This window comes from Phytohabitans sp. LZ39 (assembly GCF_059359075.1).
In genome coordinates this window covers 372,633-386,095 of sequence record NZ_JCADBM010000006.1, presented here as the reverse complement: position 1 = coordinate 386,095, position 13,463 = coordinate 372,633, and the positions used below count along the sequence as shown (strand labels likewise).

Sequence of the window (13,463 nt, the reverse complement as noted above, 5' to 3'; positions counted from 1 at the left end):
CTACATGTGGTGCAGCGACATCACCATCACCTGACCGGTAACACCAACAGCCACAGCACCACCCCGGCCCAGGACACCCGGTGTCCTGGGCCGGAGCGTGTCACGCGGCGAGGCGCCTGCGCAGCTCGGCCTTGGCGACCTTGCCGCCGGAGGCCCGGGGCAGCTCCGCGACGAGCTCCACCCGCTCCGGCCAGTTTTCGGGTGAGACGCCGCGGGCCCTCAGGTGCTCGCGCAGACCCTCCAGGTCCACAGTGGCCCCCGGCCGGGGCACGATCACCGCGCAGACCCGCTCCCCGTACGTCGCGTCCGGCACCGCCACCGCGGCCACCATCGCCACGCCCGGGTGGGTGCCCACCTGGTCCTCCACCGCGGCGGCGCTGATGTTCTTGCCGCCGCGGATGATGAAGTCGCCGGTGCGGCCCACCACGCGCAGGTAGCCGTCGCCGTCGATCGTGCACACGTCGCCGGTCAGCATCCAGCCGTCCGGCGTGATCAGCTCCTCGTTGGCGGCCGGGTCGCCGAAGTAGCCGAGGCAGGTGGTGGGCCCGGCGCACGCGGCCTGGCCCGGCCCGCCGGCGGCGGTGACGTCGGTGCCGTCCTCGGCGAGCAGCCGCACCCGCATCAGGCCGTCCACCACCCGACCCGCGGTGCCGAGGCGCCGCTCCACCGTGTCGTCGACGGTGGTGCGGGACACGGCACCGGTCTCGTTCGAGCCGTAGAACTGGAGGACCCGCGCCCCGGTGCGGCGCTCGAACTCGGCCGCCCGCGCGTACGGGACCGCCTCGCCACCGGTGAACATGCAGCGCAGCGAGGACAGGTCGTAGCGGCCGGCGTCGGCGGAGTTGAGCATCATGATGAACTGAGTGCTCACACAGCACACCACGGTCGCCCGCTCGCGTTCGATCAGCTCCAGCGCGCCGGCCGCGTCGAAGCGCGGCATCACCACGGTCGGGCAGCCCAGCAACGTCGGGGTGAAGCTGGCCGTCCACTGCGCGAAGCCGTACGGCGCGGGGATCAGGCTCAGAAACACGTCGTCCGGCGTGAACGCGCCGGCCTCGACCGCGAGCTCGTGGAAGTAGATCCAGCGGGCTTGGTTGTGTGCCACGCACTTCGGCATGCCGGTGGTACCCGATGTGCCGTTGAGGAGATGGACCTCAGCGACGCCGAGCGGGCGGGCGGACGCCAGCGCCCGGCGGGCCTCGGCCAGCGGCGGAAGGGTCGCGCCGTCGAGCTCCACGCGTACCGCGAGCGGCAGCCCGTCGACCAGCTCGGCGACCGGCGTGTCCCGGTGGGTGGCGTGGCTGACCAGCGCGGTGGCGCCGCTGACCGTGAGCAGGTGGCGGATCTCCTGGCGGGCCGCCCGGGGGCCGATGCCGACGACCACCACGCCGGCCTTCTGCGCGGCCACGTACACCGCGTGCACCGCGACGCCGTCCGGCAGCAGCACGCCGACCCGGTCACCCCGGCGCAGCCCCCGCTCCAGCAGCGCGGCGGCGAGGCGGTCGGAGAGCTCGTCGTACTCGCGCCAGGTGATCCGCCGCGAGCCGGCGACGAACGCGGCCCGGTCCGGGATGGCGGTGGCGTGCCGGCGCACCCGCTGCGCGATCGTCTCGTCGCCGTGCCCGCCCAGCGCGCCGGCGGCCAGCTCGGCGAGCCGCTCGGCGACGAAGCGCTCATGCGCGCTGCCGGGCACGGGCCCGGTGCCCGGCGGGAAGAGCGCCGCGACCTCCTCGTTTCGCATGCGCCTCAGCCTACCTAACAAGCGCTTGGTTGTGGCAAGCTGGCCGGGTGGACATCTGGCAGGCCCCCGTCGGCCAGCACACCGACCTCGGCCCGCTCGCCGGCCCGCCGCCCGGGCTCCACCTGGCCGCCCGCGTACTGGACATGGTGGCCTCCGCCGTGCCCGCCGGCACCCTCCTGGAGCAGGTCGTCTGGCACGGGCCGGACGCCACACCGGGCACCGGCCGGCTGCGCGCCACGCTCCGCGCCCGGGCCGGCGCGGTCGGCACGCTCCGGCTCGACCTCGTCGACGGCGACCGGACCACCTGGCTCGCCGACCTGCGCTGCCGCCTGCGCCCGGCCCAGGTCGGCCCGGCCGACGGCATGCTCTCCGCCGCGCTGGCGCCCGGCGACGAGACGCGGCGGGAGTTCACCGTCGAAGCGGGGATGACCACCGACCACGTGGCCGGGCGCGACCCGGTCCTGGCCACGCCGGCGCTGGTCGCGATGCTCGAGGACACCGCCGCGGACCTGTTGCGGCCGCTTTTCACGCCCGGCGCCGCCTCGGTCGGCACCTGGATCGGCGTGCGGCACACCGGCGCGGCGGTGCTCGGCGAGCGGGTCACCGTGCACGCGACCGTCGCCGCCGCCCGCGGCCGCCGCGTCACGTTCGACGTGCGTGCCAGCGCCGGCGACCGTCCGGTCGGCGACGGCCAGGTCGCACAGACCCTCATCTGGGCCTGAGACGCACGTCACACTCCGTAGCTCTTACATCTTGCCCGGCTGTTTCGTCACGCCTTTGTACAGATTCCGAGACGGGGAAGGAACACCATGAGCACGACGATCGACAGCTTCGGCGGCGACATCATCACACCGGGTGCGGCGGAGTACGAATCAGCGAGCCGCTCGGTGCTGGTCGCGGGTAGCCCGGCCTACGTGCTGCGACCCAAGAGCGTCGGGGACGTGCGGGCGGCGGTCAGGTTCGCCGCCGGCACGGGGCTTCCGTTGTCGGTACGCGGCGGCGGCCACGCCTTCCCCGGCTTCGGCACCAACGACGGCGGCGTGGTCATCGACCTCGGCAAGCTCGCCACCGTGGAAATCCTCGGCGGCGACCGCCACCTCGTGCGGATCGGCGGCGGCGCCACCTGGGGCGAGGTCGCCGCCGCCCTGGCACCGCACGACCTGGCGATCTCCTCCGGCGACACCCGGAGCGTCGGCGTCGGCGGGCTGACGCTGAGCGGCGGCATCGGCTGGAAGGTCAGGAAGTACGGCCTGGCGCTGGACCAGCTCGTCGCCGTGGAGGTGGTCACCGCCGACGGCGACGTCGTGCGCGCGACCACCGAGGAACACCCCGACCTCTTCTGGGCGATCCGCGGCGGCGGCGGCAACTTCGGGATCGTGACCGCGTTCGACTTCGCGGCACACCCGACGACCGGTGTCCACTTCGGAAAGATCGCCTTCCCGGCGGCGGAGGCGGCGACCGTGCTCCAAGGCTGGGCGGACTACCTCCGCACCGCCCCCGAGGAGCTCACCTCCGTCGTGGAGCTCGCCAACCCGTTCGCCGGCGGCCCCACGGCACCGGTCGAGGTCGCCGTCGCCTTCGACGGCGACGACCCCACCCTCGCCGCGGCCGCGATCGACCCGATCCGCCGGCTCGGCACGGTCATCCACGACGACGTGGCGCTGAAGCCGTACCCGGACATCCTCGTGGACGGCCTGACCCCGCCGCCCGGCATCCAGCTGGTGACCCGCAGCGGCTTCGCCGACCGCGAATCGGTGCCCACGGTCCTGCGGATCCTCACCGAGGTCGCGGCGGCCGAACGCACGCCGTTCATCGCCATCCGCAGCGTCGGAGGTGCGGTGTCCCGCGTCCCCGCCGACGCCACCGCCTACGCACACCGCCAGGCGGAGCTGATGTTCGTGACCACCATCGTCGGCCCGACCCCGGTGGTCGAGGCCGCCCGGCCGGGGCTGGCGGCGATCTGGGCGCGGCTCACCCCGCACGCCAGCGGCGCCTACGCCAACTTCCTCGCGTCCGCCACGGAAGAGGACGTGGCCGCGGTCTACCCGGCGGAGACCTACGGCCGGCTGGCGAAGGCCAAGGCCCAGTACGACCCCGGCAACCTCTTCTCCCGCAACCACAACGTCCGTCCACAGTAGAGGCCAGTCAGGCGCTGGCGGCGCCGTCGATCTGGAGGACGGTGCCGGTGGCGAAGCGGGCCTCGGACGAGCCGAGGTAGGCGATGGCGGCGGCGATCTCCTCGGCCCGCGCCACCGGCGGGTCCACCAGCGCCCGGCCGTGAGCCAGCAGTGCCGGGTCCGGGTCGGGCACCGGCGCCAGCCCGCGTTTGAGTGGAGTGTCCACAGAGCCCGGACAGACGCACGCGACCCGGACGCCCGCCGGGGCGTACTCGACGGCCAGGGCCCGGGAGAGCGCGACGACGCCGCCCTTCGACGCGGAGTACGCCGCGCTGTAGCGGAAGCCGCGCACCCCGGCGAGGGAGGCCACGGTCACCCCCGCACCGCGGTGGTGGGCCAGGTGGGGCAGCGCCTCGCGGAGCACGAGAAACGTGCCGGTGAGGTTGACCGCGAGCAGGCGGTGCCACTCGTCGAGGGTTTGCGTGTGGGCGCGGGCGTACGAGGCCACGCCGGCGGCGGTCACGACCAGGTCGAGGCGGCCGCCCCAGTCGACCGTGCGGGCGACCGCCGCCTGGACCGCCTCCTCGTCCCGCACGTCGGCTCGCAGGTCCAGGTCGGCGCCGGGCGCGGGGGTCAGGTCCAGCGCGGCGACGCGGGCGCCTTCGGCCGACAGGCGGGCCACCGTGGCGGCGCCGATGCCGGACGCGGCGCCGGTCACCAGTGCCACGAGTCCGGTGTACCGGCCGGTCACGACGGGCTGCCGGCGTCCCGCATCGAGCGGGCGTCGTGCCCCGCCAGCGCGTCGGCGCCGACCTCGGCGTTGTGCGCGTGGGCGACGTGGTGCAGCCCGAAGGCGGAGTCCATGCCGGCGTGCAGGCCCATGAGGTCTTCGGCCTGGTTGACCGCGCGCTTCGTGAGTGCGAGCCCGAGCCTGGGCATCTTCGCGATCCGGCCGGCTATGTCCATCGTGGACCGCTCCAGGTCGGCGCGCGGGACCACCCGGTTTACCATGCCGAGCTCCAGCGCGCGGGCGGCCGGCACCCGCTCGCCGAGGAACAGGAACTCCTTGGCGAACCTGGGGCCCATCACCCACGGGTGGGCGAAGTACTCGACGCCGGGGATGCCCATGCGGACCACCGGATCGGCGAAGAACGCGTCCTCGGCGGCGACCACCATGTCGCAGCACCAGGCGAGCATGAGGCCGCCGGCGACGCAGGCGCCCTGCACCATCGCCACGGTGGGCTTGGGGATCTCCCGCCAGCGCCGGCACATGCCGAGGTAAACCTCGGACTCGCGGGCGTACCGGCTCTCCGCCCCGGACTTGCCGACGTGGTCCCACCACAGGCCGGCACGGCGCGGGTAGGAGACGTGGACGTCGCGTTCCGGCGTGCCGATGTCGTGGCCGGCGGAGAAGTGGTCGCCGGCCCCGCCGAGCACGATCACCTTCACGCCGTCGTCCTCGACCGCCCGGTAGAACGCGTCGTCCAGGGCGTACGTCATCGCCGAGTTTTGCGCGTTGCGGTAGCGGGGGCGGTTCATCGTCACCACCGCCACCGGCCCGTCGACCCGGTACAGCACCTCGTCACTCATGAAGCCCCCTTCAATCCGAGCACGCCGGCCAGCTTCTCCAGGTGGCCGTCCACATCGGAGCCGGCGGTGAGCGCCCACACCCGCTTCGCGTACAGGTGCAGGTCGTACTCGACGGTGTAGCCGATCCCGCCGTGGCACTGGATCGCGGTGCGCGCGGTCGTCTGGGCCGCCTCGGTGGCCAGGACCGCGGCCGCGGCGACGTCCGCCGCGCGGGTCGGTGCCGCCTGCGCCAGCGCCCAGCCGGCCGCCAGCACGGCCGGTGCGGCGAACTCGATCCGCAGCAGCGCGTCGGCCAGGTGGTGCTTGACCGCCTGGAAGCTGCCGACCGGAACGCCGAACTGGCGGCGTTCGCGGACGTACGCCACGGTCATCTCCAACAGCGCCCGGGACAGCCCCACCAGCTGCGCCGCCAGGCACAGGTCGGCCCGCCAGCGGGCTGCCCGCAGCAGCCCCGGGTCGCGGGTCACCGGCTCGCCGGTGGGCGCGGGCGACCGCACCGCCGCCCGTGCACCGTCCACAGTGGTCACCGGTGGCGCACCGGCCAGTGGCACCAGCCAGGCCGCGCCGCCGTCGAGCACGAGCGCCTGCTCCGCCCGCTGGCCGTACGGGGTGAACGGGCCGGCCGCGAGCGCCACCCGGGTCTGGCCGGCGAGTACCGCGGGCAGCAGCGGATGGCCGGCCGCGGCGAGCAGCGGGGCGACGACCGCGGCGGTCTCGGCGACCGGCAGCGGCACCGCGGCCCGGCCGCACTCCTCCAGCAGCGGCACGAGGTCGGTCTCCCGAAGGCCAAGCCCGCCGTGCTCGTCGGGCACCGCGGCGCCCAGTACGCCCATCGCGGTCAGGTCGCGCCAGAGCGCCTCCACCGGTGCCGGATCGCCGCCGGGCCAGGCCGCCCGTACCGTGGCGGCCGGGCAGCGCTCGGCGAGCAGCTCCCGGACCGCGTCCCGGAGCGCGACCTGGTCTTCGGTGAGCGCGAACCGCATGTCGATCCCCCGTTTCAGGCTCGGGGCAGGCCGAGCACCCGCTCGGCGACGATGTTTCGCTGGATCTCGTTGGTACCGGCGTAGATGGGGCCGGAAAGGGAGAACATGAAGCCGCGGCTCCACATGCCGTCCCGTTCGGCTTCCGCGCCGAGCAGGTCCAGCGCGGTCTGGTGCAGCTCGATGTCGAGCTCCGACCAGTGCAGCTTGTTGAGGCTCGACCGGGCACCCGGCCGCCGGCCTTCCAGCATCTCGGTGACCTGGTGGAGCGTGAAGAGCTGGTAGGCCCGCGCCCCCAGCCAGGCGCGCACGACGCGTTCGCGCAGGCGCGGGGCGAGCGCGTGGTCGCGGGCCAGCGCGGTGAGCCGGTCGGCGGCGGCGGTGAACCGGCCCGGCGAGCGCAGCGTCAGGCCGCGCTCGGAGCCGGTGGTGGCCATCGCCACCCGCCATCCATCGTGGACACCGCCGAGGACCGCCCTGTCGGGCACGAAGACGTCGTCGAAGAACACCTCGGCGAAGCCCTCGTCGCCGTCCAGCCGGCCGAAGCCGCGCACCGTCACGCCCTCGGCGTCGAGCGGGACGAGGAAGTAGGTCAGGCCCCGGTGCCGGCCGGCGGACGGGTCGGACCGGAACAGTCCAAACAGGTGGGTGCAGAACGCGCCGCGCGTGGTCCACGTCTTCTGCCCGGACAGCCGCCACCCGCCGGCGGTCCGCTCGGCCCGGCTGGCGATGCCGGCCAGGTCGCTGCCGGCGCCGGGCTCGGACCAGCCCTGGCACCACAGGTCTTCGGCCGCCGCGATGCGCGGCAGCAACGTGTCCCGCTGCTCCTGGGAGCCGAACTCGAACAGGGTGGGTGCCAGCAGGAAGATGCCGTTCTGGGTGACCCGCTGCGGCGCGCCGGCCGCGTAGTACTCCTCCTCGAAGATGAGCCACTGCCACAGCGAGGCGTCCCGCCCGCCGTACTCCCTGGGCCAGGAGACCGCCGCCCAGCCGGCCTCGTACAGTCGCCGCTCCCACTCGACGTGGCGGGCGAAGCCGTCGCGGGTGTCGCCGGAGGGCAGCGGGGTCGCCGGCACGTTGGCCCGCAGCCACTGCCGGGCCTCGGCCCGAAAGTCCGCCTCCGCCGCGGTGTCGCGCAGGTCCACACCCGTCATGGCTCACCGAACGTGTCGCGGACCTTGTCGGCCACACCGGAAAGGTTCAGCTCGAACGTGAAGCCCTGCTCGTACCGGTAGCTGCGGCGCACGTCCCACGGGTCGATGCCGTTGAGCGACTCCTTCGCCGCCCGGATCACCGCCGGGTCCTTGGCGGCAATCTCGCGCGCCACGCCGAGCGCGGTGTCGCGCAGCTGCTCGCGTGGCACCACCGACAGTACGGAGCCGTAGGCGTGCAGCTCCGCGGCGGTGGCCGTAGCCGAGGTGTACATCATCGCCCGCATCCGGTGCTGCGGCACGAGCCGGGACAGGTGGGTGGCCGCGCCGAGCGCGCCGCGGTCCACCTCGGGCAGGCCGAAGGTGGCGTCCTCGCTGGCCACGATGATGTCCGCGTTGCCGACCAGGCCGATGCCGCCGCCGAGGCAGAAGCCGTGCACCGCGGCGACCACCGGCACCGGGCACTCGTACACCGCGGCGAACGCGGCGGCGCAGCCCCGGTTGACGCCGACGAGCGCGGAGAAGTCGCGGGCCGCCTTCAGCTCCTTGATGTCGACGCCGGCGTTGAAGCCGCGGCCCTCGGCGCGCAGCACCACCGCCCGGACGGTGCCGTCCACACCGGACAGTGCCTCGGCGAGCGCGTACCAGCCGGCCACCGGCAGGGCGTTCACCGGTGGGTTGTCCATCACGACCTCGACCACGCCGTCCGGGCCGGCCACCGTCTCGATCACGCGTTGTCCCCTTCCACCGCGAAGGTCGCCCAGCCGCGTACCGCCAGCGCGCCGGCCTGGGTGCGGCAGGCGAGCTCCAGGTCCACACGCGGCTCCCCGTCCGTGTCGTACTCGCGCACCACGTGCCCGTCGCAGGTGAGCGTGTCGCCCGGGAAGACGCGCGCCTCGAAGCGCACCCGGAACCGGCGTACCGCGTCCGCGCCCAGCCAGTCGGTGGCCCAGGTGGCCAGCGCCCCGGCGGAGAGCATGCCGAGCGTGAGCGGTGCGGGCAGTCCGGCGGCGCGGGCGAACGGCTCGTCGTGGTGGATCGGGTTGAAGTCGCCGGACGCGCCCTGGTACCGCACCAGGTCGGTGCGGGTCAGCGGGCCGAGTACCAGCGGCGGGGGCGGTGTCACGAGGTCTCCACCCCGGTCAGCCGGGCCTCGGCGACGAGCCGTCCACTGTGGTCACGAAACTCGGTGACCATGACCGCGAACGTCAGCGTGCCGCTGCGTCCCCGCTTCTGGTAGACGTCGACGATCCGCGAGGTGCCGGTCAGCACGTCGCCGGCGCGCGGCGGCGGGCCGTGGAAGACGTACTCCTGCTCGGCGTGCAGCCCGCGGCTCTGGTCCATGGCCACCGCCCGCCACGGGTCGGCGTCGCCCTCCTGCCAGAACGCCGCGGTGGTCAGGAACGTGGGCGGCGCGACCGGTGCTGGCTCGTCCAGGTACGCGGGGTTCGTCGAGCCGGTGGCGCGGGCGAACTCGCGGATCTTTCCGCGTTCGACCGGCATGGTGAACGGCGTGCCGGTGGCGCCGAGCGCCGCGCTGTCGACCATCACTCCCCCTACGGATGCTGGCTGCTGACGGAGATGACCTCGCCGACCAGGTACGAGGCGTAGTCGCTGGCCAGGAAGACGATCACGTTGGCCACCTCCCACGGCTCGGCGGCGCGGCCGAACGCCTCCCGCCCGGTCAGCTCGGTGAGGAACTCCTCGGTCGTCACCTTGGCCAGGTGCGGGTGCATGGCGAGGCTGGGCGCGACCGCGTTGACCCGCACTCCCGCCTTCGCCGCCTCCATCGCGGCGGACCGGGTCAGCGCCATCACGCCCGCTTTCGCGGCGGCGTAGTGCGCCTGGCCCGCCTGCGCCCGCCAGCCGACCACGGAGGCGTTGTTGACGATGGCGCCGGTGCCGCGCGGCATCATGTGCCGCAGCGCCGCGCGGGTGCACCGGAACGTGCCGGTGAGCGTGACGTCCAGGACGCTGTGCCACTGCTCGTCGGTCATTTCCACGACCGGCGCGGCGCCGCCCAGCCCGGCGTTGTTGACCAGCACGTCGAGGTGCCCGTGCCGCTCCAGCACGGTGTCGAACATCCGCCGCACCTGCTCCTCGACGGTCACGTCGCAGGGCACCGCGACAGGTTCCTCGCCCATGGCCTCGGCGAGCCGGGCCGCGGCCTCGGCCAGCCGCCGCTCGTGCCGGTCGCTGATCGCCACGGTCGCGCCTTCGCGTGCGCAGCGTTCGGCGGTCGCGTACCCGATGCCGGTGCCGGCCGCGGCGGTGACCAGCACGGTGCGGCCGGCGAGCAGCCCGTGGCCGGTCGGCGCGGTCACCGTTCCTCCCGGGTGGCGAGGCGGTCGAGCACGGCCGCGGCCTCGGCCATGATCCGGTCGATCAGCTCGGCGCAGCTGGGCAGGTCGTCGATCAGCCCGGCGACCTGTCCGGTGGCCATCACGCCGGCCTCCGGGCGTCCGTCCACCATGGACGCCTTGAGCAGCATCGGGGTATTGGCGGCCAGCAGCGCCTGCTCGACGGTGAGCCCGTGCGAACGCCGCATCGCCCGGCCCTCGCGGGCCAGGTCGGTCAGGCGGGCCCCGGTGAGGCGGCGGAACGCCAGCACGCTGCCCGCCGCACGCGCCAGGCGCCGGGCCCGGCCGCCGCGGCCCAACCGATCCACGAAGTCCGAGCGCAGCACCCGCTGCGGCACGCCGTCGAGCGCGGCGGTGACCACGGTGTCGGTGACGGTCGCGTCGAGGTAGCGGCGCTTGACCGCGTCGCTGACCGGGCTGTCGCTGGTGAGCAGAAACCGGGTGCCCATCGCGATCCCGTCGGCGCCGTACGCCAGGGCGGCCACCAGCCCGCGCCCGTCGAAGAAGCCGCCGGCCGCGATAACCGGGATGTCGACCGCGTCCACGACCTGTGGCAGCAGCAGCGTGGTGGGAACCGGTCCGGTGTGGCCGCCGCCCTCGGCGCCCTGCACGACGACCGCGTCCGCGCCCCACGCGGCGACCTTCTCGGCGTGCCGGCGGGCGCCGACCGACGGCACGACGACAAGCCCGCCGTCCTTGAGCCGGGCGATCAGGTCCGGCTTGGGCGCGAGCGCGAACGAGGCCACCCGGACCCGCTCGCGGATCAGCAGGTCGACGCGCTCGCCGATATCGGGCGCGTCCGCCCGCAGGTTGACCCCGAACGGCGCGTCCGTGCGCTCCTTGGTGCGCCGGATCGCGTCGGCCAGCTCGGCGAAGCTCAGCGTGGCGCTGGCGAGGATCCCGAGCCCGCCGGCGTTGGCCGTGGCGGCGGTCAGCCGCGCGTCGGAGACGAACCCCATGCCGGTCTGCACGATCGGGTGGCGCACCCCGAAGAGATCGCAGATCCGGGTGTGCGGGCGCACGGTCACCCCGGGCCCCGGCGGAAACGTGGAGCGAAGCGGAGCGTTTTCGTTGGGTGGTTCATCCGGGCACCTCGCGGTCGCGGGCCTGCCGCGGGTCGATCACCTCACGGATCAGCCGCAGCTCCGCGTCGGTGGGCAGCCGGGTGGCCGGCACATCGTCCGCCGCCGCGATGTCGAACCCGGTCGCCGCCCGCACCTGCTCGACGGTAACGCCGGGATGGGTGGAGATCAGCCGCATCCGGCGATCCGGTGTGTCGAAGTCGAACACGCCGAGGTTGCTGACCACCCGGCGGACCTCGTGGTAGCGGGTGACCTCCGGACCGGCGGCGGCCGCCCGGTCGTACCCGACGCCGCTGACCATGTCGACCTCGGCGACGAACGAGCGCGGGCTGTGCCTGGGCACCCAGTAACTGGTCGGGTGGTGCACGGTGTTGCCGGGCGCGCCGCGCACCCCGAGCAGCTGGACGGTGGGTCGGGCGAAGTCGCCGATGGCGGAGATGTTCGCGTTGCCGTACCGGTCGATCTGGCTCGGTCCCATCATCACGTGCCGGCGGCCGCCGTAAATCAGGTCGAACACCGCCCGGTAAGGGATCCACCCTTCGACCACCGGCGGCGGCGCGCCGATCGCCCAGGTGCCCTGCACGAGCATCGCCTCGCCGTCGGAGAGCAGCAGGTCCGGCGCGAACGTGGCCCGGGCCAGCCGGGCCGCGATGGTCGGTACGAGCCCGATCGGGCTGGCCAGGATCTCCCCGTCTCCGCGCCACGCCTCGGCGCAGGCCACCACGCACACCTCCGCGCGGGTGGCCGCCGCCACCGCGGTCATGCCGGCACCGCCGCGCTACGGGCCGCCACGGCCGCCTGGTAGGCCCGCTCGTCGCCGGCCAGGTAGCGGTCCTCGAACGCGCGCCACAGCCCGGGGTCGGCGGCCGCCGCGGCGTACTCGCGCTGGAAGTCCTCGTCCCGCCCGTAGTCCGGGTCGCAGGAGGTGAAGTGGGCGCCGTTGGGCGCCTCCACCACGCCGCGCACCATCCAGCGCTGGATCCGCAGCGTCTGCACCGAGGCGGCGGCGGTCAGCTCGGGCGTGGGGACGACCCGCTCGCACGAGACGTAGGCGCGGTCGGCCGCCTGGCAGAACAGGTCGTCGAAGTACGGGTCCGGGCCGAGGAACTGCGCGTTGCCGTGCATGTCGGCCCGGTTGAGGTGCACCAGCGCGGCGTCCAGGCGCAGCGCCGGCACGGCGACAAGCTCCTCACCGCCGTACGGCGAGGCGACCGTGCGCAGGTCGGGGTTGACCCGCAGCACGTCCGAGCCGAGCCCGACCCGGGTGGGCAGGAACGGCAGCCGGCAGGCGGCGGCGTACAGCCCCCACAGCAGCATGCCCTCGTCGTACTCGGTCACCTCGACGGCGCCGGCCTGCCGGGCGGCCCGGAAGTGCGGCTCGAGCGGGATGGAGTCCAGCGACACGAAGCCGTACACGAGCCGGCGGACCTTGCCCGCGGCCAGCAGCAGGCCGACGTCCGGACCGCCGTACCCGACGACGGTCAGGTCGCGCAGATCGGAGCGGAGGATCGCCCGCACCAGGGACATCGGCTTACGCCGCGACCCCCACCCGCCGATGCCGATCGTCATGCCGGAGCGCAGCTCCGCCACCACGTCGGCCTCGGTCATCCGCTTGTCAGCCATGTCACCTTCCGATCACGTCGCGGCCAACATACCAAGCGCTTGATTGGTTACGCTACACTGGTCGGCGAGCGGACCAAGAGGAACGCTGAGTGGTCGATCGCGCACCGGTAAACTCCCGGAAGCCATCGACCCATCCCGACGAATCCCTGCGAGCGAGCCCATGGCCCGAGAGCCCGTCGATCGACGCGAGTCAATCCTCGCCAGCGCCGCCGCACTCTTCGCCACCAAAGGCGTCGCGGCCACCACCGTGCGGCAGATCGCGGACGAGGTCGGCATCCTCTCCGGCAGCCTGTACCACCATTTCGAGTCCAAAGAGGCCATGGTCGACGAGATCATCTCGTCGTTCCTGGAGGACCTGCGAGCGCGGTACAAGGCGGTGCTCGACGTACAGACCGACCCGCGCGCCCGGCTGCACGACCTGGTCGTCGCCTCGCTGGAGGTGGTCGAGGCACACCCGCACGCCACCGAGATCTACCAGAACGACGTCAACTACCTCCTCCAGTTCGACCGCTTCGCCTACCTGCGCAACGCCGGCAAGGAGGTGCAGACCACCTGGCTCCAGGTGATCGAGTCCGGTGTGGCACAGGGCGTGTTCCGCGCCGACCTCGACGCGAAGATCCTCTACCGCCTGATCCGCGACGCGGTGTGGCTGTCGGTCCGCTGGTTCAAGCCCAGCAAGGAGTACCCCACCTCCCGCCTCGCCGAAGACTGCACCGCCCTCTTCCTCGACGGCCTCACCACGGCCCGGGCCTAGAGAGCTTTCTACAAGCAGATTTGCCCCCGTCCGTCTCAGCTGTGGACCGTATGCTCCCGCGGGCA

15 protein-coding genes are annotated in these 13,463 nt (G+C 73.7%); 3 read left to right on the top strand and 12 right to left on the bottom strand.

Annotated features, from left to right (window positions below):
- Positions 1 to 100 precede the first annotated feature (100 nt).
- Entirely contained in the window at positions 101 to 1,741 is a 1,641-nt protein-coding gene (locus AC5L36_RS15460; RefSeq protein ID WP_441219281.1) for a class I adenylate-forming enzyme family protein, read from the bottom strand.
- A gap of 47 nt (positions 1,742 to 1,788) precedes the next feature.
- Between AC5L36_RS15460 and AC5L36_RS15455 the strand changes: the two genes are divergently transcribed.
- Both AC5L36_RS15455 and AC5L36_RS15450 read left to right on the top strand, forming a co-directional pair.
- Positions 1,789 to 2,463, top strand: coding sequence for a thioesterase family protein (locus AC5L36_RS15455; RefSeq protein WP_441219279.1), 675 nt, complete (start codon positions 1,789 to 1,791; stop codon positions 2,461 to 2,463).
- 87 nt (positions 2,464 to 2,550) lie between these two features.
- Positions 2,551 to 3,879 carry an FAD-binding oxidoreductase gene (locus tag AC5L36_RS15450; protein WP_441219277.1) on the top strand — a complete coding sequence of 443 codons (1,329 nt, stop codon included), beginning with the start codon at positions 2,551 to 2,553 and terminating at the stop codon, positions 3,877 to 3,879.
- Positions 3,880 to 3,886: 7 nt separating this feature from the next.
- On the opposite strand, the gene AC5L36_RS15445 is transcribed toward AC5L36_RS15450, so the two are convergent.
- From AC5L36_RS15445 to AC5L36_RS15395, 11 genes are read right to left on the bottom strand one after another with little or no spacing between them, the layout of a single operon-like run.
- Positions 3,887 to 4,609: an SDR family NAD(P)-dependent oxidoreductase gene (locus AC5L36_RS15445; protein ID WP_441219275.1), complete on the bottom strand. Its 723-nt coding sequence runs from the start codon at positions 4,607 to 4,609 to the stop codon at positions 3,887 to 3,889.
- Positions 4,606 to 5,448, bottom strand: a complete 843-nt coding sequence (locus tag AC5L36_RS15440) for an enoyl-CoA hydratase (RefSeq protein WP_441219273.1) — start codon at positions 5,446 to 5,448, stop codon at positions 4,606 to 4,608. Before AC5L36_RS15440 ends, AC5L36_RS15445 begins: the two co-directional genes overlap by 4 nt.
- Complete coding sequence (locus tag AC5L36_RS15435; RefSeq protein ID WP_441219271.1) at positions 5,445 to 6,431, bottom strand: acyl-CoA dehydrogenase family protein; 987 nt, start codon at positions 6,429 to 6,431, stop codon at positions 5,445 to 5,447. Before AC5L36_RS15435 ends, AC5L36_RS15440 begins: the two co-directional genes overlap by 4 nt.
- A 14-nt stretch (positions 6,432 to 6,445) precedes the next feature.
- Positions 6,446 to 7,582: an acyl-CoA dehydrogenase family protein gene (locus tag AC5L36_RS15430; protein WP_441219269.1), complete on the bottom strand. Its 1,137-nt coding sequence runs from the start codon at positions 7,580 to 7,582 to the stop codon at positions 6,446 to 6,448.
- Positions 7,579 to 8,310 carry an enoyl-CoA hydratase family protein gene (locus tag AC5L36_RS15425; protein WP_441219267.1) on the bottom strand — a complete coding sequence of 244 codons (732 nt, stop codon included), beginning with the start codon at positions 8,308 to 8,310 and terminating at the stop codon, positions 7,579 to 7,581. The genes AC5L36_RS15430 and AC5L36_RS15425 overlap by 4 nt, the downstream gene beginning before the upstream one ends.
- Positions 8,307 to 8,705, bottom strand: a complete 399-nt coding sequence (locus AC5L36_RS15420) for a MaoC/PaaZ C-terminal domain-containing protein (protein WP_441219265.1) — start codon at positions 8,703 to 8,705, stop codon at positions 8,307 to 8,309. The genes AC5L36_RS15425 and AC5L36_RS15420 overlap by 4 nt, the downstream gene beginning before the upstream one ends.
- The gene (locus AC5L36_RS15415; protein ID WP_441219263.1) at positions 8,702 to 9,127 is read right to left on the bottom strand and encodes an FAS1-like dehydratase domain-containing protein; all 426 of its coding nucleotides are present in this window, start codon (positions 9,125 to 9,127) and stop codon (positions 8,702 to 8,704) included. Before AC5L36_RS15415 ends, AC5L36_RS15420 begins: the two co-directional genes overlap by 4 nt.
- Positions 9,128 to 9,135: 8 nt before the next feature.
- Positions 9,136 to 9,903: an SDR family oxidoreductase gene (locus AC5L36_RS15410; RefSeq protein ID WP_441219261.1), complete on the bottom strand. Its 768-nt coding sequence runs from the start codon at positions 9,901 to 9,903 to the stop codon at positions 9,136 to 9,138.
- Entirely contained in the window at positions 9,900 to 10,967 is a 1,068-nt protein-coding gene (locus tag AC5L36_RS15405) for an NAD(P)H-dependent flavin oxidoreductase (protein ID WP_441219259.1), read from the bottom strand. Before AC5L36_RS15405 ends, AC5L36_RS15410 begins: the two co-directional genes overlap by 4 nt.
- Before the next feature lie 52 nt (positions 10,968 to 11,019).
- Positions 11,020 to 11,775: a CoA-transferase subunit beta gene (locus tag AC5L36_RS15400; RefSeq protein ID WP_441219289.1), complete on the bottom strand. Its 756-nt coding sequence runs from the start codon at positions 11,773 to 11,775 to the stop codon at positions 11,020 to 11,022.
- 5 nt (positions 11,776 to 11,780) lie between these two features.
- A complete protein-coding gene (locus AC5L36_RS15395; protein WP_441219257.1) occupies positions 11,781 to 12,644 on the bottom strand; it encodes a CoA transferase subunit A in 864 nt (287 codons plus the stop codon).
- Positions 12,645 to 12,804: 160 nt separating this feature from the next.
- Between AC5L36_RS15395 and AC5L36_RS15390 the strand changes: the two genes are divergently transcribed.
- A complete protein-coding gene (locus AC5L36_RS15390; RefSeq protein WP_441219255.1) occupies positions 12,805 to 13,398 on the top strand; it encodes a TetR/AcrR family transcriptional regulator in 594 nt (197 codons plus the stop codon).
- Positions 13,399 to 13,463: the final 65 nt, after the last annotated feature.

Excerpts from the sequence above, each read along its gene's own strand:
- AC5L36_RS15415 (WP_441219263.1), bottom strand. The coding sequence starts at position 9,127 with ATGGTCGACAGCGCGGCGCTCGGCGCCACCGGCACGCCGTTCACCATG.
- AC5L36_RS15390 (WP_441219255.1), top strand. The coding sequence starts at position 12,805 with ATGGCCCGAGAGCCCGTCGATCGACGCGAGTCAATCCTCGCCAGCGCC.
- AC5L36_RS15440 (WP_441219273.1), bottom strand. The coding sequence starts at position 5,448 with ATGAGTGACGAGGTGCTGTACCGGGTCGACGGGCCGGTGGCGGTGGTG.
- AC5L36_RS15395 (WP_441219257.1), bottom strand. The coding sequence starts at position 12,644 with ATGGCTGACAAGCGGATGACCGAGGCCGACGTGGTGGCGGAGCTGCGC.
- AC5L36_RS15450 (WP_441219277.1), top strand. The coding sequence starts at position 2,551 with ATGAGCACGACGATCGACAGCTTCGGCGGCGACATCATCACACCGGGT.
- AC5L36_RS15430 (WP_441219269.1), bottom strand. The coding sequence starts at position 7,582 with ATGACGGGTGTGGACCTGCGCGACACCGCGGCGGAGGCGGACTTTCGG.
- AC5L36_RS15460 (WP_441219281.1), bottom strand. The coding sequence starts at position 1,741 with ATGCGAAACGAGGAGGTCGCGGCGCTCTTCCCGCCGGGCACCGGGCCC.
- AC5L36_RS15435 (WP_441219271.1), bottom strand. The coding sequence starts at position 6,431 with ATGCGGTTCGCGCTCACCGAAGACCAGGTCGCGCTCCGGGACGCGGTC.